The organism is Streptomyces sp. CA-243310, assembly GCF_050936775.1.
GTDB lineage: Bacteria > Actinomycetota > Actinomycetes > Streptomycetales > Streptomycetaceae > Streptomyces.
On record NZ_JBNJMF010000002.1, the window covers coordinates 2,886,430 to 2,906,310 of the forward strand.

General features: G+C 67.8%; 12 protein-coding genes and 3 rRNA genes. 8 read left to right on the forward strand and 7 right to left on the reverse strand.

All coding sequences use genetic code 11. The features are described 5' to 3' along the window. Positions 1-28: 28 nt before the first annotated feature. Entirely contained in the window at positions 29-718 is a 690-nt protein-coding gene (gene mtrA, locus ACQEVM_RS30610) for a two-component system response regulator MtrA (RefSeq protein WP_200904315.1), read from the reverse strand. A 234-nt stretch (positions 719-952) separates the two neighbouring features. Between mtrA and ACQEVM_RS30615 the strand changes: the two genes are divergently transcribed. The 6 genes from ACQEVM_RS30615 to ACQEVM_RS30640 are packed head-to-tail and all read left to right on the forward strand — an operon-like array spanning position 953 to position 7,342. Continuing rightward, entirely contained in the window at positions 953-2,284 is a 1,332-nt protein-coding gene (locus tag ACQEVM_RS30615; protein WP_433084334.1) for a glycerophosphoryl diester phosphodiesterase membrane domain-containing protein, read from the forward strand. A gap of 7 nt (positions 2,285-2,291) precedes the next feature. Then, on the forward strand, positions 2,292-2,972 hold the full coding sequence (locus tag ACQEVM_RS30620; protein ID WP_433084336.1) for a DUF4129 domain-containing protein: 681 nt from the start codon (positions 2,292-2,294) through the stop codon (positions 2,970-2,972). After that, the gene (locus ACQEVM_RS30625) at positions 2,969-4,213 is read left to right on the forward strand and encodes a DUF4350 domain-containing protein (RefSeq protein ID WP_433084338.1); all 1,245 of its coding nucleotides are present in this window, start codon (positions 2,969-2,971) and stop codon (positions 4,211-4,213) included. The genes ACQEVM_RS30620 and ACQEVM_RS30625 overlap by 4 nt, the downstream gene beginning before the upstream one ends. Beyond that, on the forward strand, positions 4,210-5,172 hold the full coding sequence (locus ACQEVM_RS30630) for an AAA family ATPase (RefSeq protein ID WP_053679442.1): 963 nt from the start codon (positions 4,210-4,212) through the stop codon (positions 5,170-5,172). Before ACQEVM_RS30625 ends, ACQEVM_RS30630 begins: the two co-directional genes overlap by 4 nt. Then, entirely contained in the window at positions 5,172-6,482 is a 1,311-nt protein-coding gene (locus tag ACQEVM_RS30635; protein WP_433084340.1) for a DUF58 domain-containing protein, read from the forward strand. Before ACQEVM_RS30630 ends, ACQEVM_RS30635 begins: the two co-directional genes overlap by 1 nt. A 17-nt stretch (positions 6,483-6,499) precedes the next feature. Then, entirely contained in the window at positions 6,500-7,342 is an 843-nt protein-coding gene (locus ACQEVM_RS30640) for an alpha/beta fold hydrolase (protein WP_433084342.1), read from the forward strand. Between the two features lie 68 nt (positions 7,343-7,410). Here ACQEVM_RS30640 and rrf read toward each other — a convergent pair. From rrf to ACQEVM_RS30660, 4 genes are all read right to left on the reverse strand, one after another. Further along, positions 7,411-7,528: ribosomal RNA gene (rrf, locus tag ACQEVM_RS30645) — 5S ribosomal RNA — on the reverse strand. A gap of 74 nt (positions 7,529-7,602) precedes the next feature. After that, positions 7,603-10,725: ribosomal RNA gene (locus tag ACQEVM_RS30650) — 23S ribosomal RNA — on the reverse strand. Between the two features lie 286 nt (positions 10,726-11,011). Next, positions 11,012-12,536 (reverse strand): 16S ribosomal RNA (locus tag ACQEVM_RS30655). The 16S, 23S and 5S rRNA genes sit together here, the layout of an rRNA operon. 600 nt (positions 12,537-13,136) lie before the next feature. Then, complete coding sequence (locus tag ACQEVM_RS30660) at positions 13,137-14,144, reverse strand: stage II sporulation protein M (protein WP_433084344.1); 1,008 nt, start codon at positions 14,142-14,144, stop codon at positions 13,137-13,139. A 114-nt stretch (positions 14,145-14,258) separates the two neighbouring features. Between ACQEVM_RS30660 and ACQEVM_RS30665 the strand changes: the two genes are divergently transcribed. Beyond that, entirely contained in the window at positions 14,259-15,200 is a 942-nt protein-coding gene (locus ACQEVM_RS30665) for an RDD family protein (protein WP_433084346.1), read from the forward strand. A gap of 18 nt (positions 15,201-15,218) precedes the next feature. On the opposite strand, the gene ACQEVM_RS30670 is transcribed toward ACQEVM_RS30665, so the two are convergent. Then, positions 15,219-15,845 carry a hypothetical protein gene (locus ACQEVM_RS30670; RefSeq protein WP_433084348.1) on the reverse strand — a complete coding sequence of 209 codons (627 nt, stop codon included), beginning with the start codon at positions 15,843-15,845 and terminating at the stop codon, positions 15,219-15,221. A 127-nt stretch (positions 15,846-15,972) separates the two neighbouring features. Next, positions 15,973-17,409 carry an adenosylhomocysteinase gene (ahcY, locus tag ACQEVM_RS30675; RefSeq protein WP_433084350.1) on the reverse strand — a complete coding sequence of 479 codons (1,437 nt, stop codon included), beginning with the start codon at positions 17,407-17,409 and terminating at the stop codon, positions 15,973-15,975. Positions 17,410-17,751: 342 nt separating this feature from the next. Between ahcY and ACQEVM_RS30680 the strand changes: the two genes are divergently transcribed. Then, on the forward strand, positions 17,752-19,851 hold the full coding sequence (locus tag ACQEVM_RS30680; RefSeq protein WP_433084352.1) for a fructose-specific PTS transporter subunit EIIC: 2,100 nt from the start codon (positions 17,752-17,754) through the stop codon (positions 19,849-19,851). Positions 19,852-19,881: the final 30 nt, after the last annotated feature.

Here is a 19,881-nt window from a genome sequence, read left to right on the forward strand (position 1 = left end):
GCCTCCCCGGGGCATGCCGGCCTTCATGTCAGCTCGGCCCGGCCTTGTATCCGACGCCGCGCACGGTCACGACGATCTCGGGCCGCTCCGGGTCCTTCTCGACCTTGGAGCGCAGTCGCTGTACGTGCACGTTGACCAACCGGGTGTCCGCGGCGTGCCGGTATCCCCAGACCTGCTCCAGCAGCACCTCACGGGTGAACACCTGCCAGGGCTTGCGCGCGAGGGCGACCAGCAGGTCGAACTCGAGCGGGGTCAGGGCGATGGACGCACCGTCGCGTTTGACCGAGTGGCCGGCCACGTCGATGACCAGGTCACCGATGGTCAGCTGCTCGGGCGCGGGCTCCTCCGACCGGCGCAGGCGGGCTCGGATGCGGGCCACCAGCTCCTTCGGCTTGAACGGCTTGACGATGTAGTCGTCGGCCCCGGATTCGAGGCCCACCACCACATCGACCGTGTCGCTCTTGGCCGTGAGCATGACGATCGGCACTCCCGACTCCGCCCGGATCAACCTGCAGACCTCTATGCCGTCCCGTCCGGGCAGCATCAGGTCGAGCAGGACCAGATCCGGCTTCGCCTCCCGAAAGGCAGCCAGCGCCTTGTCACCGTCAGCTACGAACGACGGCTCAAAACCTTCTCCACGCAGCACAATGCCGAGCATCTCGGCCAGCGCGGTGTCGTCGTCGACGACAAGGACTCGTCCCTTCATGCTTGACATCATCCCATTAGCTAATCGTTACCCGGCGGTGAGCTGTCCCACAGCCAAAAGGGCTGGAAATCGCCCCTCGGACCTGCGTGGTGATCAGGGCGACCAGTCTGCCCCGGATCCGAGCGACAATTGAAGGCGCGAGCGGCTCGGATTCCGGGGGAGGGCCGGTCCGTCCGACGTTCCCACGTGGCACGATGGCAGCCAAACCAGCGCCCCCGCCGCAGCCGACGCACGTGAAGGAGCGACATGAACGACTCTCCGGGCTGGGCCACGCCCGGATCCTCCCCTTCCGACGACCGCAGTGGTCGGGACGGCCAGGGGAGCCAGGGCTCCGGCAGCGAGGGCGCCGGCGGCACGCAGCCGCCCGCACAGCCCTCCGACGACCCCCGCTGGTCCGCCGCCCAGCCGCCGCCCGGCCAGTGGTCGAACCCCGGCACCGAGGCACCGGCCCCCACGCAGGCCCCACAGCCGCAGCAGGGCCCCGGCTGGGGATCCCCCGGCCAACAACCCGGCGCCCAGGGCGGCCCCCCGTACGGATCCCCCTACGGCGGTCAGTACGGCAACCAGTACGGCCCGTACGGCCACCCCGGAGCCCCCTGGGGCCCGCCGGCCGCCGCCAAGCCCGGTGTCATCCCGCTGCGCCCCCTCGGCCTCGGCGAGATCCTCGACGGCGCCGTCAGCACCATGCGCAGCCACTGGCGCTCGGTCCTGCCGATCACCCTGTTCGTGGCCGTGATCGTCCAGGTCTTCGGCACGCTCGTGCAGAAGTACGTCATGGCGGACCTGGAGACGTACCCGGGCCGCGGTTCGGCGATCGACCTGTCCGCCGGTGACGTCGCCGGATACGTCGCGCTGACGGGCGCCACCTACCTCGTCCAGATCCTCGGCACGATCCTGGCCACGGCCATGCTCACGATGGTCTTCAGTCGGGCGGTCCTCGGCCAACCCTCCAGCGTCGCCGGCGCCTGGCGCGAATCCCGTTCGCAACTGCCGCGCCTGATCGGACTCACGCTGCTGGTGGGCCTCGCGCTGATCGCCGCCGCCGCCGTGCTGGTCGTGCCCGCGATCCTCCTCGAGAGCGTCGGCCTGGCGTTCCTGACGCTGCTCGTGGTGGCTCCGATCGTCGTGTGGCTGGGCGTCGCCCTCAGCCTGTCCTCGCCCGCGCTGATGCTGGAGAAGAGCACCGTCTTCAAGGCCATCGCCCGCTCCTGGAAGCTGGTCAAGGGCTCCTGGTGGCGCATCTTCGGCATCACCCTGCTGACCGGCATCATCACGGGGATCATCACGGGGATCATCTACTACCCGCTCTCGATGATCGGCATCTTCGGCTTCGGCAACGGCCTCGACAGCGTGATGGACGGCTCGGCCTCCCAGTCCTGGGGCTTCCTGATCTTCGGCGGAGTCGCCCTGATCATCGCGCAGACGATCACCATGCCGATCCAGGCCGGCGTCACCGTCCTGCTCTACGTCGACCAGCGCATCCGCCGCGAGGCCCTCGACCTGGACCTCGCCCGGGCCGCGGGAGTCGACACCGCCACCGACCCGCACCCGGGCGCCGCCCCGGGCCACGGGGGCTGACGGACCGATGGGCACGGGGGGACTCATCACCATCGGCGCCGCGGCCCTGCTGCCCGGAGCCGAGACACCACCGCTGACGACACCGCGCGACGCCGCCCGCGAGGCCGCCGAACGCGAGCTGTCCAAGCCGGCCTACCACCGCAACGACCCGGGCCTGGTCCAGCGCGCCTTCGACCGGCTCTGGGAGTGGCTGGGCGACTTCCTCGACTCCGCCTCCGGGGCGACCCCCGGAGGCGGCTTCGGCCTGCTCGCCGTCCTCGTCCTGGTCGCCCTGGCCGTGGCCGCCCTGTGGTGGCGCCTCGGCTCCCCCCGCCGCACCGCGGCGGGCCCGGGGCTCCTCTTCGACGACGGCCTGCGCAGCGCCGCCGACCACCGCGCGAGCGCCGACGCCCACGCCGCCGCGGGCCGCTGGACCGAGGCCGTCCAGGAACGCATGCGGGCCGTCGTCCGCTCCCTGGAGGAACGCACCCTCCTCGACCCGCGCCCCGGCCGCACCGCCGACGAGGCGGCCACCGAGGCCGCCGTCTCCCTGCCCGGACACGGCGACGACCTCCGCGCGGCGGCCCGCGCCTTCGACGACGTCACCTACGGCGGGCGCACCGGCGATCCCGACGTCTACGACCGCCTGCGCACCCTCGACCTCACCCTGGAACGCGCCAAGCCGCTCCTGACGGGACCCACGGCATGACCGGCACCACCGCCCCGCACCCGACCGGCGACCCCGCCACCGACGCCCCCCGCACCCCGTCGGGCGGCGCGGCCACCGGCGGCGCCCTGTGGTGGGTACGCGCCCGCGGCTTCCTGATCGCCATCGGTCTCCTGCTCGTCGGCGCCGTCACCCTGGCCGCCCTCCAGTCCGAGGAACGCCACGGCTACCTCGACCCCCGCTCGGCCGACCCGTACGGCAGCCGCGCCGTCGCCGAACTCCTCAGGCAACGCGGCGTCACCACCCGCGTCGTGACCACCGTCGCCGAGGCCGCCGCCGCGGCCGGCCCCGACACCACCCTCCTGGTCACCGACCCGGACGTGCTCGGCGACACCCCGCGCGGCAGCCTGCGTTCCGCCATGGACCTCTCCGGAGGCCGCACGGTCCTGCTCGGCGCCGGCGACCGCAGCCTCGCCGACCTGGCCCCCGGAGTACGCACCGCCTCGTACGCCGGCGAGGAGAACCTCGACCCCGGTTGTTCCCTGCCGGCCGCCGTGTCGGCGGGCCGCGCCGCCACCGGCGACAGCCTCCGCTACACCACCGACCTCCCGGGGGCCGTCGCCTGTTACCCCAGCGACGGCCACCCCACCCTCCTCGTCCTCCCCGCCACCACCAGGGGAGGCGACACCGTCCTCCTCGGCTCCGAGTCGATCCTGCTCAACCAGGAACTCGCCCGGCAGGGCAACGCCTCCCTGGCCCTGCAACTCCTCGGCTCCCGAACGGAACTCGTCTGGTACCTGCCCGGCCTCGCCGACCAGAGCGGCGCCGCCGAGCACCCCGCCGAGGAGAAGTCCCTCTTCGACCTCATCCCGGCCGGCTGGGGCTGGGCCCTGCTCCAACTCTTCGTGGCCGCCGTGCTCGCCGCCCTCTGGCGCGCCCGCCGACTCGGCCCCCTCGTCACCGAGAAGCTGCCCGTCGCCGTCCGCGCCTCCGAGGCCACCGAGGGCCGCGCCCGCCTCTACCGCCTGTCGGGAGCCCGCGACCGCGCCGCCACCGTGCTGCGCACCGCCTCCCGCGAACGTCTCGCCGCGCTGGTCGGCGTACCGACCGTCCAGGCCCACGAACCCGCCGCCCTGGTCCCGGCCGTGTCCGCCCGCCTCTCCGCGGACGGCGCCCACGACCTCACCACCCTTCTCTTCGGCACCACACCCGCCGACGACGCGGCACTCGTCGCGCTCGCCGACCACCTCGACGCCCTCGAAAGAGAGGTCCGCTCCTCATGACGGCCACCACGGACAGCGCCCGTTCCTCACTGGAAGCGCTCCGCACCGAGATCGGAAAGGCCGTGGTCGGCCAGGACTCCGCCGTCACCGGTCTCGTCGTCGCGCTCCTGTGCCGGGGTCACGTCCTCCTCGAAGGCGTGCCCGGCGTCGCGAAGACCCTCCTGGTCCGCGCCCTCGCCGCGTCCCTCGAACTCGACACCAAGCGCGTCCAGTTCACCCCTGACCTGATGCCCAGTGACGTCACGGGCTCGCTGGTCTACGACGCCCGCACCGCCGAGTTCTCGTTCCAGAACGGCCCGGTCTTCACGAACCTCCTCCTCGCCGACGAGATCAACCGCACACCCCCGAAGACCCAGTCGTCCCTCCTCGAGGCGATGGAGGAACGTCAGGTCACCGTCGACGGCGTGCCCCGCAAGCTGCCCGAGCCGTTCCTCGTCGCCGCGACGATGAACCCGGTCGAGTACGAGGGCACGTACCCCCTTCCGGAAGCGCAACTGGACCGGTTCCTCCTCAAGTTGACCGTCCCGCTGCCCTCCCGCGAGGACGAGATCGGCGTCCTGACCCGGCACGCCGCCGGCTTCGACCCGCGCGACCTGCACGCCGCCGGCCTGCGCGCCGTCGCCGGCCCCGCAGAACTCGAAACCGCCCGCAAGGCCGTCGAGACGACCACCGTCTCCCCGGAGATCGCCGCGTACGTCGTCGACATCTGCCGTGCCACCCGCGAATCGCCGTCGCTGACCCTCGGTGTCTCCCCGCGCGGCGCGACCGCCCTGCTGGCGACGGCCCGCGCCTGGGCCTGGCTGGTGGGCCGTGACTACGTGACGCCCGACGACGTGAAGGCCCTCGCCCTGCCCACGCTCCGCCACCGCGTCCAACTGCGCCCGGAGGCCGAGATGGAAGGCGTCACGGCCGACGCCGTCATCACCGCGATCCTGTCCCACGTCCCCGTCCCGCGCTGATGGCCCTCACCGGACGCGCCGCCCTGCTCGCGGCACTCGGCAGCATCCCCGTCGGCCTCCTCGAACCGGGTTGGACGGGGATGCTGGCGGTCAACGGCCCCCTGGCCCTGGCCTGCGCGGTCGACTACGCCCTCGCGGTACCCGTCCGCACCCTCGGCCTGGCCCGCTCCGGCGACACCTCGGTCCGCCTCGGCGAACATGCCGACGTCCACCTCACCGTCACCAACCCGGGCACCCGAAGGCTCCGCGCCCGGGTCCGCGACGCCTGGCCCCCGAGCAGTTGGCGCCCGGGCACGGAGGGCGCCGCGTCCCGCCACACCGTGTCGATCCCCGCGGGTGAGCGGCGTCGGCTGACCACCCGCCTGTTCCCCACCCGCCGCGGCGACCGCCGGGCCGACCGCGTCACCATCCGTTCGTACGGTCCCCTGGGTCTCCTGGCCCGCCAGGGCACCCACACCGTCCCGTGGACGGTCCGGGTCCTGCCCCCGTTCGCCAGCCGCAAGCACCTCCCGTCCCGGCTGGCCCGCCTGCGCGAACTGGACGGCCGTACCAGCGTCCTCACGCGCGGCGAGGGCACCGAGTTCGACAGCCTCCGCGACTACGTCCCGGGCGACGACACCCGCAGCATCGACTGGCGGGCCACGGCCCGCCAGAACAAGGTCGCCGTCCGTACGTGGCGCCCCGAGCGCGACCGGCACATCCTGATCTGCGTGGACACCGGCCGCACGGCGGCGGGCCGCGTCGGCGACGCCCCCCGCCTGGACTCGGCGTTGGACGCGGCGCTCCTCCTGACGGCCCTGGCCGTCCGGGCCGGCGACCGTGTGGACCTGCTGGCCCACGACCGCCGGCCGCGCGCCCAGGTCCAGGGCCGCTCGGCCGCCGACACCCTGCCCGCCTTCGTCAACGCCATGGCGACCCTGGAGGCGGAGCTGGTCGAGACCGATGCGCGTTCCCTGGTGTCCACGGTCCTGCGCAGCGCCCCGCGCCGTTCCCTGGTGGTCCTGCTGACCACGCTGGACGCAGCCCCGATCGAGGAGGGTCTCCTCCCCCTGCTGTCGCAGCTGACCCAGCGCCACACCGTCATCCTGGCCTCGGTCGCCGATCCCCGGGTGGCGGAGATGTCCACGGCCCGCGGCAGTATCGACGCCGTGTACGAGGCCGCTGCCGGCACCCAGACCCGCTCTCAACGCGAGCGCACGGCGGACCAGTTGACCCGCCACGGGGTCCACGTCGTCGACGCCGCCCCGGACCACCTGGCGCCGGCCCTCGCCGACGCCTATCTCGCCCTCAAGGCCGCCGGTCGTCTGTAGCCCCTACGGTGGGCTGCATGATGCAACGATCGACGCAGTGGTGGACCCCGTCGGGTGTCAGGCTGCGCCGGGCCTCGCATCGGCCCGGCCGGTGGAACTGGCTGTTCGTTCCCGGCGGGCCCGGCCTGGGGTCCGAGTCCCTGCTCGGTCTGGTGCGCGCGGCCGAGGTCCCGGGAACGGCCTGGCTACTCGATCTGCCCGGTGACGGATCCAACCGGGGCCTGCCGGCCGTCCCCCGCGATCCGTACGCGCGCTGGCCGGATGTTCTCGTCGAGGCGGCGGAGGCCCTCTCCGACGTGGTCGTGGTCGGCCATTCCACCGGCGGCATGTTCCTGCTGTCCGTACCGGCACTCGCTCCGCACCTGGCCGGCCTGGCCCTCGTCGACAGCGCACCGCACGCCGGATGGCGCGACTCCTTCGCCGCGTACGCGGACACTCACCCGTGCCCCGAAGCCGCCGCCGCGGCGACCGCGCACGCCCGTCATCCCACGGACGCGTCACTGCGGGCCCTGACCTTGGCCGCCGCCCCGTGGAACTTCACGCCGGATTCCCTCGCGGAGGGCCGCTCCCTGCTGGCCGGTCTCCCGTACAACCACGCGGCGACGGCCTGGGCCGACCAGCATTTCGACGACGCGTACGAGGCTCGCTGGGCACCCCGCGGCCTTCCGACGCTGATCGTGAGCGGCGCGGAGGACCGCGTCGTCGACCAGCACCTGTGGCGGGAAGAGCCGGCTTTCAACGGCCCGGAGACCCATCACCGCGTCATCGAGGGCGCCGGCCACTTCCCGTGGATCGAGAATCCCGACGCGATCCGTTCCGCGTTCGCGGACCTGACGGTCCGTCTCCGCGGGATGCCCTGAACCGTAATGGGTCCGGAACGCAGAAAAGCCCCGCACCCTGAAGGGTGCGGGGCTTTCCCACAATGATTGTTCGGCGGCGTCCTACTCTCCCACAGGGTCCCCCCTGCAGTACCATCGGCGCTGAAAGGCTTAGCTTCCGGGTTCGGAATGTAAACCGGGCGTTTCCCTAACGCTATGACCACCGAAACACTATGAAGTTAACCAACCGGATATGAACACAGTTCGTTACTTCAGAACTAACACAGTGGACGCGAGCAACTGAGGACAAGCCCTCGGCCTATTAGTACCAGTCAGCTCCACCCGTTACCGGGCTTCCACATCTGGCCTATCAACCCAGTCGTCTACTGGGAGCCTTACCCTCTCAAGGAGGTGGGAATACTCATCTCGAAGCAGGCTTCCCGCTTAGATGCTTTCAGCGGTTATCCCTCCCGAACGTAGCCAACCAGCCATGCCCTTGGCAGGACAACTGGCACACCAGAGGTTCGTCCGTCCCGGTCCTCTCGTACTAGGGACAGCCCTTCTCAATATTCCTACGCGCACAGCGGATAGGGACCGAACTGTCTCACGACGTTCTAAACCCAGCTCGCGTACCGCTTTAATGGGCGAACAGCCCAACCCTTGGGACCGACTCCAGCCCCAGGATGCGACGAGCCGACATCGAGGTGCCAAACCATCCCGTCGATATGGACTCTTGGGGAAGATCAGCCTGTTATCCCCGGGGTACCTTTTATCCGTTGAGCGACGGCGCTTCCACAAGCCACCGCCGGATCACTAGTCCCGACTTTCGTCCCTGCTCGACCCGTCGGTCTCACAGTCAAGCTCCCTTGTGCACTTACACTCAACACCTGATTGCCAACCAGGCTGAGGGAACCTTTGGGCGCCTCCGTTACTCTTTGGGAGGCAACCGCCCCAGTTAAACTACCCATCAGACACTGTCCCTGATCCGGATCACGGACCGAGGTTAGACATCCAGCACGACCAGAGTGGTATTTCAACGGCGACTCCACAACCACTGGCGTGGCTGCTTCAAAGTCTCCCACCTATCCTACACAAGCCGAACCGAACACCAATATCAAACTATAGTAAAGGTCCCGGGGTCTTTCCGTCCTGCTGCGCGAAACGAGCATCTTTACTCGTAGTGCAATTTCACCGGGCCTATGGTTGAGACAGTCGAGAAGTCGTTACGCCATTCGTGCAGGTCGGAACTTACCCGACAAGGAATTTCGCTACCTTAGGATGGTTATAGTTACCACCGCCGTTTACTGGCGCTTAAGTTCTCAGCTTCGCACGCCCGAAAGCGCACTAACCGGTCCCCTTAACGTTCCAGCACCGGGCAGGCGTCAGTCCGTATACATCGCCTTACGGCTTCGCACGGACCTGTGTTTTTAGTAAACAGTCGCTTCTCGCTGGTCTCTGCGGCCACCCCCAGCTCACGGAGTAAATCCGATCACCAGTGATGGCCCCCCTTCTCCCGAAGTTACGGGGGCATTTTGCCGAGTTCCTTAACCATAGTTCACCCGAACGCCTCGGTATTCTCTACCTGACCACCTGAGTCGGTTTAGGGTACGGGCCGCCATGAAACTCGCTAGAGGCTTTTCTCGACAGCATAGGATCATCCACTTCACCACAATCGGCTCGGCATCAGGTCTCAGCCTTAATGAGGGACGGATTTGCCTACCCCTCGGCCTACACCCTTACCCCGGGACTACCACCGCCCGGGTTGGACTACCTTCCTGCGTCACCCCATCGCTTACCTACTACCACCTTGGATCGGCGGCTCCACCACTTTCCTTTCCCCGAAGGGTCCGGAACGGCTTCACGGCCTTAGCATTAGAGGATTCGATATTGGGCGTTTCAAAGCGGGTACCGGAATATCAACCGGTTGTCCATCGACTACGCCTGTCGGCCTCGCCTTAGGTCCCGACTTACCCTGGGCAGATCAGCTTGACCCAGGAACCCTTAGTCAATCGGCGCACACGTTTCTCACGTGTGTATCGCTACTCATGCCTGCATTCTCACTCGTGAACCGTCCACAACTAGCTTCCGCTGCTGCTTCACCCGGCACACGACGCTCCCCTACCCATCCCAGCGGGCGTTGGCCCTATTGCTGAAATGACACGACTTCGGCGGTACGCTTGAGCCCCGCTACATTGTCGGCGCGGAATCACTTGACCAGTGAGCTATTACGCACTCTTTCAAGGGTGGCTGCTTCTAAGCCAACCTCCTGGTTGTCTCTGCGACTCCACATCCTTTCCCACTTAGCGTACGCTTGGGGGCCTTAGTCGATGCTCTGGGCTGTTTCCCTCTCGACCATGGAGCTTATCCCCCACAGTCTCACTGCCGTGCTCTCACTTACCGGCATTCGGAGTTTGGCTAAGGTCAGTAACCCGGTAGGGCCCATCGCCTATCCAGTGCTCTACCTCCGGCAAGAAACACACGACGCTGCACCTAAATGCATTTCGGGGAGAACCAGCTATCACGGAGTTTGATTGGCCTTTCACCCCTAACCACAGGTCATCCCCCAGGTTTTCAACCCTGGTGGGTTCGGTCCTCCACGAAGTCTTACCTCCGCTTCAACCTGCCCATGGCTAGATCACTCCGCTTCGGGTCTAGAGCGTGCAACTCAATCGCCCTATTCGGACTCGCTTTCGCTACGGCTTCCCCACACGGGTTAACCTCGCTACACACCGCTAACTCGCAGGCTCATTCTTCAAAAGGCACGCAGTCACGACTGTATGTGCAAGCACATACAGCGACGCTCCCACGGCTTGTAGGCACACGGTTTCAGGTACTATTTCACTCCGCTCCCGCGGTACTTTTCACCATTCCCTCACGGTACTATCCGCTATCGGTCACCAGGGAATATTTAGGCTTAGCGGGTGGTCCCGCCAGATTCACACGGGATTTCTCGGGCCCCGTGCTACTTGGGAGATTCTTAAGCAAGCCGCTGATGTTTCGTCTACGGGGGTCTTACCCTCTACGCCGGACCTTTCGCATGTCCTTCGACTACATCAACGGTTTCTGACTCGCCGACCGGCCGGCAGACCGATCAAAAGAATTCCCACAACCCCGCATGCGCAACCCCTGCCGGGTATCACACGCATACGGTTTGGCCTCATCCGGTTTCGCTCGCCACTACTCCCGGAATCACGGTTGTTTTCTCTTCCTGAGGGTACTGAGATGTTTCACTTCCCCTCGTTCCCTCCACACTGCCTATGTGTTCAGCAGTGGGTGACAGCCCATGACGACTGCCGGGTTTCCCCATTCGGACACCCCCGGATCAAAGCTCAGTTGGCAGCTCCCCGGGGCCTATCGCGGCCTCTCACGTCCTTCATCGGTTCCTGGTGCCAAGGCATCCACCGTGTGCCCTTAAAAACTTGGCCACAGATGCTCGCGTCCACTGTGTAGTTCTCAAGCAACGACCAGTCACCCATCACCCCACCAGACAAGCTGGCGAGTTCACTGGGGCCGGCATCGCGAAGATACAACCTTACGGCCGTACCCTCAGATACCCAACAACGTGCCAGGCACGACCCTCCGTCAGTGAGTCACTTTCCACGCCGAAGCAGTACTCGTGATCCATCTGGAAGACCGTGCCAAATAATCAACGTTCCACCCATGAGCTGACCGTGCAGAACATTTGTCTGCAATCGGTACTGTGCTCCTTAGAAAGGAGGTGATCCAGCCGCACCTTCCGGTACGGCTACCTTGTTACGACTTCGTCCCAATCGCCAGTCCCACCTTCGACAGCTCCCTCCCTTACGGGTTGGGCCACCGGCTTCGGGTGTTACCGACTTTCGTGACGTGACGGGCGGTGTGTACAAGGCCCGGGAACGTATTCACCGCAGCAATGCTGATCTGCGATTACTAGCAACTCCGACTTCATGGGGTCGAGTTGCAGACCCCAATCCGAACTGAGACCGGCTTTTTGAGATTCGCTCCACCTCACGGTATCGCAGCTCATTGTACCGGCCATTGTAGCACGTGTGCAGCCCAAGACATAAGGGGCATGATGACTTGACGTCGTCCCCACCTTCCTCCGAGTTGACCCCGGCGGTCTCCTGTGAGTCCCCATCACCCCGAAGGGCATGCTGGCAACACAGGACAAGGGTTGCGCTCGTTGCGGGACTTAACCCAACATCTCACGACACGAGCTGACGACAGCCATGCACCACCTGTATACCGACCACAAGGGGGGCACTATCTCTAATGCTTTCCGGTATATGTCAAGCCTTGGTAAGGTTCTTCGCGTTGCGTCGAATTAAGCCACATGCTCCGCTGCTTGTGCGGGCCCCCGTCAATTCCTTTGAGTTTTAGCCTTGCGGCCGTACTCCCCAGGCGGGGAACTTAATGCGTTAGCTGCGGCACCGACGACGTGGAATGTCGCCAACACCTAGTTCCCAACGTTTACGGCGTGGACTACCAGGGTATCTAATCCTGTTCGCTCCCCACGCTTTCGCTCCTCAGCGTCAGTAATGGCCCAGAGATCCGCCTTCGCCACCGGTGTTCCTCCTGATATCTGCGCATTTCACCGCTACACCAGGAATTCCGATCTCCCCTACCACACTCTAGCTAGCCCGTATCGAATGCAGACCCGAGGTTAAGCCTCGGGCTTTCACATCCGACGTGACAAGCCGCCTACGAGCTCTTTACGCCCAATAATTCCGGACAACGCTTGCGCCCTACGTATTACCGCGGCTGCTGGCACGTAGTTAGCCGGCGCTTCTTCTGCAGGTACCGTCACTTTCGCTTCTTCCCTGCTGAAAGAGGTTTACAACCCGAAGGCCGTCATCCCTCACGCGGCGTCGCTGCATCAGGCTTTCGCCCATTGTGCAATATTCCCCACTGCTGCCTCCCGTAGGAGTCTGGGCCGTGTCTCAGTCCCAGTGTGGCCGGTCGCCCTCTCAGGCCGGCTACCCGTCGTCGCCTTGGTGGGCCATTACCCCACCAACAAGCTGATAGGCCGCGGGCTCATCCTTCACCGCCGGAGCTTTTAACCCCCACCCATGCAGGCAGGAGTATTATCCGGTATTAGACCCCGTTTCCAGGGCTTGTCCCAGAGTGAAGGGCAGATTGCCCACGTGTTACTCACCCGTTCGCCACTAATCCACCCCGAAGGGCTTCATCGTTCGACTTGCATGTGTTAAGCACGCCGCCAGCGTTCGTCCTGAGCCAGGATCAAACTCTCCATGAATGTTTACCCGTAATCGGGTGCACACGCACTTAGAGCGGGCCGATCATGTCGGAATAAGACCGATCGACCACTGCGTCCTCGCTGTGTAATCGCCTGCAAGCACCACAACCCGAAGATTGCGACCTCACAGGTCTTTTTCAAAGGAACCTCATCCACCGAAATGGACGGGGTATCAACTTTTGGCGTTGATTTTTGGCACGCTGTTGAGTTCTCAAGGAACGGACGCTTCCTTTGTACTCACCCTCTCGGGCTTTCCTCCGGGCGCTTCCTTCGTTTCCGACTCTATCAGACTCTTTCGTGTCCGATTCCCGGTCGAAGCGGGTTTCGCTTTCCAGTTCTTCGCTTTCGCGTTTCCCTTTCCGGCGAGTCCGACTCTATCAGAAGTTTTCCACCGGATTTCCCGGCTTCAGACTTTCTGGAAGAAGAGTCGATTGTGCCCACTTGGAATTCAATTCCTGGGGGCGAGAGAGACGTTAAACCATCGCTGCCGAACTTGTCCAGTTCGAGGCAACCGTTCGAATCTACCTCCCCGCTGCGACCGTGTCAACGGTGTTTGCGGGACGACGAGGAGACTAGCAGCTCGGCCGGCTCGTCCGCACATCAGGCCGCGGTGGGGAGCGTCGCCGTCTGGTCGGCTTCCTCGACGTCACCCACGTCGCCGGCTCGGGCGGCGCGGCCGCCCAGGACGTAGACGTAGACCAGGAAGGCCGCCTCGGCGGCGACGCCGATGGTGATGCGGGCCCAGGTGGGGAGGCCGGAGGGGGTGACGAAGCCCTCGATGAGGCCGGAGATGAAGAGGATGAAGGCCAGGCCGATGGCCATGCCGAGGGCGGCTCTGCCCTGTTCGGCGAGGGCGGCGCGGCGGGTGCGGGGGCCCGGGTCGATGACCGTCCACCCCAGGCGCAGGCCCATGCCGGCGGCGACGAAGACCGCGGTCAGTTCGAGCAGGCCGTGCGGAAGGATCAGGCCGAGGAAGACGTCGAGGCGACCGGCGGACGCCATCAGACCGATGCCGACTCCGAGGTTGGCCATGTTCAGGAACAGGATCCAGAGAACCGGCAGCCCCAGGAACGCGCCCAGGACCAGGCACATCGCGGCCGCCTGTGCGTTGTTCGTCCAGACCTTGGCGGCGAAGGAGGCCGCGGGATGGCTGGAGTAGTACGTCTCGTACTCGCCGCCCGGCTCGGTGAGTCGCCTCAGGTCGTCCGGTGCGGCGATGACGCTCTGTGCCTCGGGGTTGGTGGCTATCCACCACCCGAGCAGGACGCCGACGGCTATCGAGAGCACGGCCGTGGGGATCCACCAGCGGCGGCTGCGGTAGACGGCGGCCGGGAATCCGGCCGTGAAGAAGCGGGCGGCGTCGCGCCAGCCGGCGCGGCGGGCGCCGGTGACGGTGGCGCGGGCGCGGGCGACGAGCTGCGTGAGACGGCCGATGAGCATCGGGTCCGGGGCGCTCGACTGGATCAGGGACAGGTGGGTGGAGGTGCGCTGGTAGAGCGAGACGAGTTCGTCCGCCTCCTCGCCGGTGAGCCGACGGCCCCGGCCGAGGAGTTGTTCCAGACGCGCCCATTGCGCCTGGTGGGCCGCCACGAAGACGTCGACATCCATTCCGTTTACCGCTCCCCTGCCCCAGCCCAGCCGTGACGGCTTACTTCTCCTGTGGTCAGCTTGGCAGACTGGGGGAAACAGGGGCGGGTCAGGGCGGATGAAGGGTGCGCATCAGTGAGCGATCTGGTGACGGGGGACGCGGTCGTCCTGGGGTTGAGGCCGGCGAGACTGCCGAGCCGGGCGCTGGCGATCTGTCTCGACGTGCTCGTCTACGGCGCCGGGTACCTGCTCGTCTCGATCGGCGTCGTGTTCGCGACGGCCTCGCTGGACGGCGCGGCCCAGGCCGCCGTGTCGGTGGGCATGTTCCTGCTGGTGCTGGTCGGTGTCCCGATCGCCGTGGAGACGCTCACCCACGGACGCTCGCTCGGGAAGTTGGCGCTGGGGCTGCGTGTGGTGCGGGAGGACGGCGGGCCCATCCGGTTCCGGCACGCGCTGGTGCGCGGGGCGATGGGCGTCGTGGAGTTGCTGATCACCTTCGGGAGCGTGGCGTGCATCGCCTCGCTGGTGTCGTCGCGGGGGCGACGGCTCGGTGACGTGTTCGCGGGGACGCTCGTGGTCCGGGAGCGGGTGCCCGGAGCGCGGGTCATGCCGGTGCCTCCGCCGCCGCCGTGGCTGGCGGGGCGGTTCACGGGACTGGACCTGTCGGCCGTACCGGACGGACTGTGGCTGACGATCAGGCAGTACCTGACGCGTATGAACCAGCTGGACCCGCACACGGGCGCCGCGATGGCGGCGAAGCTCGCGGACGAGGTCGTGGCGCGTACCGGGACCCCGCCGCCGGCGGGGGTGCCGGCCGCCGCGTTCCTGATGGCGGTGGTGCACGAGCGGCAGTCGCGGGACGCGGCACGGGCTTTCGGGGCGGCTCCGCAGCCGGCCGCTTACGGAGCGCAGGCCGCGCCGGCCCCCGTGCCGTACGGCGCGATGCCCGCGGTGCCGGCGCCGGTGGTGACGGCGCCGCCGGTCGCGCCGCCCGTCCACCCCGCGGTGGTCGCTCCGGCGCAGGGCTCCCCCGTCGTCCCGCCGCGCGGCGGGACCGGGTTCGCGCCGCCCGCGTGAGGTTGTGACCGCGAGGGGCTACGGGGCGGGGTCCTCGAACGTCGAGGGCGGGGTCTCCAGGTGTTCGAGTTCGATGCCGGGGGCGGAGAGGACGACGTCGCCGGCGATGTGCACGGTGTGCACCTCGCCGGTGTCCAGGGCCGTGACGCGGTACGCGTCCACGGCGAGCGGGCCGCTGTCGGTGGGGTGTTCCTCGCGTCCGGTGAGCTCCCAGGCCTGGTCGACCGTGCGGGCGGCGAGGACCGGGTCGGTGAGGGCCAGAAGTCGCACGCGGGTGGCGGGATCGCCCGGGGTCAGGCGCAGCAGGCGGGTCGTCGCGACGAGGAAGGCCGGTGAGGTGCCGGTGAATCCGGGCGCCCGGACGTTGCCCTCGGTGGCCTCCGCGCCGGCGGGGTCGGTACGGACCCAGGTGACGCCGTCGATGGCGGCGCCGCGGACCTGCCAGCCGGAGGCGTTGACCTCCAGCCGGATGGGGCGGCCGATCTCGTCGACGGCCAGGTCCACCGAGCCGGCGTGATCGCCGTTCGGGGAGGTGCGCTGGGCGACGTAGCGCCATCCGGAGGGGCCGGGCGCGCAGTGGAAGTGCTCCTCGCCGAGGGGCGTGTGGTCGTGCGGGTCGTGGAGCGAGTAGCGGCCGCGGGGCATCGGGTCCCAATTCTCGGACGGCCGCAGGGGCCTGGGTGGTCGGGGGCCTTGGGGCGGGGACGGGGGCAGGCCCCCGGCGTGGTGCCGGGGGCCTGCCTGTGGTGCCGTGCCGCGGATCCGTCGGGGATCAGTAGCGGTAGTGGTCGGCCTTGTACGGGCCTTCGACCTTGACGCCGATGTAGGCGGCCTGCTCGGGGCGCAGGGTGGTGAGGCGGACGCCGAGGGCGTCGAGGTGGAGGCGGGCCACCTTCTCGTCGAGGTGCTTGGGGAGCACGTAGACGTCGGTGGGGTACTCCGCCTGCTTCGTGAAGAGCTCGATCTGGGCCAGGGTCTGGTCCGCGAAGGAGTTCGACATGACGAAGGAGGGGTGGCCGGTCGCGTTGCCGAGGTTCAGCAGACGGCCCTCGGAGAGGACGATCAGGACCTTGCCGTCGGGGAACTTCCAGGTGTGGACCTGGGGCTTGACCTCGTCCTTGACGATGCCGTCGATCTTGGCCAGGCCGGCCATGTCGATCTCGTTGTCGAAGTGGCCGATGTTGCCGACGATGGCCTGGTGCTTCATCTTGGCCATGTCCGAGGCCATGATGATGTCCTTGTTGCCCGTGGTCGTGATGAAGATGTCGGCCGTCTCCACGACGTCGTCCAGGGTCGCGACCTGGTAGCCGTCCATGGCCGCCTGGAGGGCGCAGATCGGGTCGATCTCGGTGACGATGACGCGGGCGCCCTGGCCGCGCAGCGACTCGGCGCAGCCCTTGCCGACGTCGCCGTAGCCGAAGACGACCGCGACCTTGCCGCCGATGAGGACGTCGGTGGCGCGGTTGATGCCGTCGATGAGGGAGTGGCGGCAGCCGTACTTGTTGTCGAACTTCGACTTGGTGACGGCGTCGTTCACGTTGATCGCCGGGAAGAGCAGGGAGCCCTCGGCCATCATCTCGTACAGGCGGTGGACGCCGGTGGTGGTCTCCTCGGTCACGCCGCGGATCTCGGACGCGAGCTGCGTCCACTTCTGCGGGGCCTCGCCGAGGGTGCGGTTGAGGAGGGTGAGGATGTGGGCGTACTCCTCGGAGTCCGCCGTCGACGGGTCCGGGGCCGCGCCGGCCTTCTCGAACTCGACGCCCTTGTGGACGAGGAGGGTGGCGTCACCACCGTCGTCGAGGATCATGTTCGGGCCGCCCGTGGGGGTGTTCGGCCAGGTCAGCGCCTGCTCCGTGCACCACCAGTACTCCTCCAGCGTCTCGCCCTTCCAGGCGAAGACGGGTACGCCCTGCGGGTTCTCCGGGGTGCCGTTCGGGCCGACGGCGATGGCGGCGGCCGCGTGGTCCTGGGTGGAGAAGATGTTGCAGGAGGCCCAGCGGACGTCGGCGCCGAGGGCGACGAGGGTCTCGATGAGGACGGCGGTCTGCACGGTCATGTGCAGGGAGCCGGTGACGCGGGCGCCGGCCAGCGGCTGGGCCTCGGCGTACTCGGCGCGGATCGACATCAGGCCGGGCATCTCGTGCTCGGCCAGGGTGATCTCCTTGCGGCCGAACGCGGCAAGGGAGAGGTCTGCGACCTTGAAGTCCATGGGTGCTGCTCCTCATGGTTCGAGAGGGTGGGTACGGCTGAGCCGTGCATGGGCGGACCCGTGCACCGAGCACAGTCCGTCGAGGGCCCTCTCTCCCCTCGGCCGGTCATGAGGACCGCCCGACCGCCATCAGCAGCGACGCCTGACACTGATGACGAATCTACACCGACCGGCCCGGTGAGCCCCAGCGGGCCGGAGAAGAAGTGCCCGGCGGATTCGGGCCGTCCGGCGGAGGGGTCGAGGGCCTTTCGGTCTTTTGGTCGGCCCGCGCGTGTAGAAGGATGCGGTGGGATCGGGTCGTGAGTGCGATCCCGCAGGACCTACGGCACGAAGGAGATCTCAGTGACCAGTCCGGCAGGCCCTCCCGGTGGCGGGGGCGCGAGCGGGGGCGGGCGCCCGAGGCTGCTCGCCGTGACCGCGTGCCCCACGGGGATCGCGCACACCTACATGGCGGCGGAGAAGCTCCAGCAGGCCGCGGAGCGGCTCGGCATCGACATCAAGGTGGAGACCCAGGGGTCCATCGGGGCGGAGAACGTACTCGATGACAACGATGTCAGGGAGGCGGACGGGGTCATCATCGCCGCCGACAAGGAGGTGGATCGCACGCGGTTCGCGGGCAAGCGGGTCCTGTCGACGGGGGTGGCGGACGGGATCCACCGGCCCGAGGAGCTGATCGAGCGGGTGTGGAGCGCGCCGGTGCAGTCGGGGGCGACGTCGTCGGAGAACTCCGGGGGCGGCGACAACGAGCGCAGCGCCGCGTACAAGGCGCTGATGAACGGCGTCTCGCACATGATCCCCTTCGTGGTGGTGGGCGGTCTGCTGCTCGCCGTCTCGATCGCGCTCGGCGGCCACTCGTCCGCGAAGGGCATCACCTTCGACGAGGGGTCGTTCTGGTTCTACGTGAACGCCCTCGGCGGCCTCGGTTTCAAGCTGATGTTGCCGATCTTCTCCGGGTACATCGCCTACGCGCTGGGTGACCGGCCTGCGCTGGTCCCGGGCATGCTCGGCGGTTTCCTGGCCGCGGAGGCCACGACCGTCTACGGGGCGGAGGCGAACGCGGGGTTCCTCGGCGCCATCGCGACGGGCTTCCTCGCCGGCTACCTGGTGATCTGGATCAAGAAGGTCAGGGTCCCGAGGTTCGTCCGGCCGATCATGCCGATCATCGTGATCCCGATCGTCTCGACGCTGGCCCTCGGTCTGCTCTACATCTACGTGATCGGGCGGCCGATCTCCTGGGTGTTCACGCACCTGACCGACTGGCTGAACGGGATGACCGGCTCCAGCGCGATCGTTCTCGGCGTCCTCATCGGCCTGATGATCGCCTTCGACATGGGCGGTCCGGTCAACAAGACGGCCTTCCTCGTCGCCGTGGGTCTCATCGGCACGAACAACGCCGTGATGGGCATGGCCGCCGCCGCCATCCCGGTCATGCCGCTCGGTCAGGGCCTGGCCACGCTGCTGCGGCGCAGGCTCTACGGCGATCAGGAGCGGGAGACGGGCATCGCCGCCCTCTTCATGGGCTTCTTCGGCATATCCGAGGGGGCCATCCCGTTCGCCGCCGCGCGCCCGGCGCAGGTGATCCCGGCGAACATGCTCGGTGGCGCGGTGGCCGGCGCCGTCGCGGGGATGGCCGGGGTCGAGAACTCGGTGCCGCACGGCGGGCCGATCGTCGCGCTGTTCGGCGCGGTGAGCGGGCTCGCGATGTTCTTCGTCGCCATCGCGGCGGGTGTCGTGGTCACCGCGCTGACGACCAACGCGCTGATCGGGCTCAAGGAGCGGCGGAGTCGTTCCGTCGCCCGGCCCGTGCCGGGGCCGGTGCCCGAGCCGGTGCTCGTCGGGGTGGGCGCGGGTGCGGCGGGCGCGGTCGAGGGGGCGGTCCCGGCCCCTCGGACCGGCGATGCCGGGACCGCTGCCGCGGAGGCGAACGCGACGGTCGTGGCGGGGGCTTCTGCCGGCGCGGACGACGGTGCGGACGACGGTGGGACGGAGGTGCTCTCCGGGTATGTGACCGCGCGGACCGTGAAGACGGAGCTGGTCGCGGAAACCAAGGAGGCGGCGATCCGGGAGATGGCGGAGATGCTCGCGGCCACCGGCAACGTCCGTGACGTGGAGGAGTTGGTACGGGTCGCGCTCGCCCGGGAGGCGCGGGGGACGACGGGGCTCGGCGAGTCGATCGCGATCCCGCACGCCAAGACGGACGCGGTATCCCGGCCGACGGTGGGCTTCGCCCGGTCCGACGAGGGCGTCGAGTGGGGTTCGCCGGACGGGACGAAGGCCCGCCTGGTCTTCATGATCTCGGTGCCGGAGGCGGCGGCCGGTGACGAACACCTGCGGATCCTGGCCCTGTTGTCGCGCAAGCTGATGGACGTCGACTTCCGGGACCGACTGCAGGGTGCACCGGACGGGCCGGCCGTCCTCGCGGTGCTGCGCGAGATCGCGTAGCCGGGGCGGGACGGGCGAAGGCCCCCGCGG